1 protein-coding gene is annotated in these 692 nt (G+C 66.1%); it reads left to right on the top strand.

What is annotated here, in order from left to right; all coding sequences use genetic code 11:
• Positions 1-37 precede the first annotated feature (37 nt).
• Positions 38-692 (top strand): acetaldehyde dehydrogenase (acetylating) (locus ACXJKH_RS21745; RefSeq protein WP_457322489.1); only part of this gene is annotated, 655 nt, incomplete at its 3' end.

The following is a 692-nucleotide window of genomic DNA, read 5'->3' as shown; positions in this document are numbered from 1 at the left end:
CGCTTCATCCCCCCAAGTATCCCCACAGGAGTGCGGTATGACCCTGAAAGTCGCCATCATCGGTCCCGGCAACATCGGCACCGATCTKATGATCAAAGTAATGCGCAACGGCAGGCACCTGGAAATGGGCGCGCTGGTGGGCATCGACCCCGCCTCCGACGGCCTGGCCCGTGCGGCCCGGCTCGGCGTCCCGACCATCGCCACCGGCGTAGAAGGGCTGATCGCATCGGAGGTATTTGCCGACATCGACATCGTTTTCGATGCCACGTCCGCGTCGGCGCATGTCCGCAATGATGCGTTGCTGCGCCAGGCGCGGCCGTCGATCCGGGTCATCGACCTGACCCCTGCGGCCATCGGGCCGTACTGCGTGCCCACGGTCAACCTGGAGGCCAACCTGGCCGCGCTGAACGTCAACATGGTCACCTGCGGTGGGCAGGCCACCATCCCAATGGTGGCCGCCGTCGCCTCGGTGGCCAAGGTGCACTACGCCGAGATCGTGGCGTCCATTGCCAGCCGGTCGGCAGGCCCGGGAACCCGCGCCAACATCGATGAGTTCACCGAAACCACCTCGCGCGCCATCGAGAGCGTCGGTGGCGCCCGCGCCGGCAAAGCGATCATCGTGCTGAATCCGGCCGATCCTCCGCTGCTGATGCGCGACACCGTGTATGTGTTGTCCGAGGCCGTCGATACGG

Source organism: Stenotrophomonas sp. P5_B8 (assembly GCF_054049855.1).
Note: the sequence above shows the minus strand (reverse complement) of the source record. Positions and strands in the feature narration are given on the sequence as shown.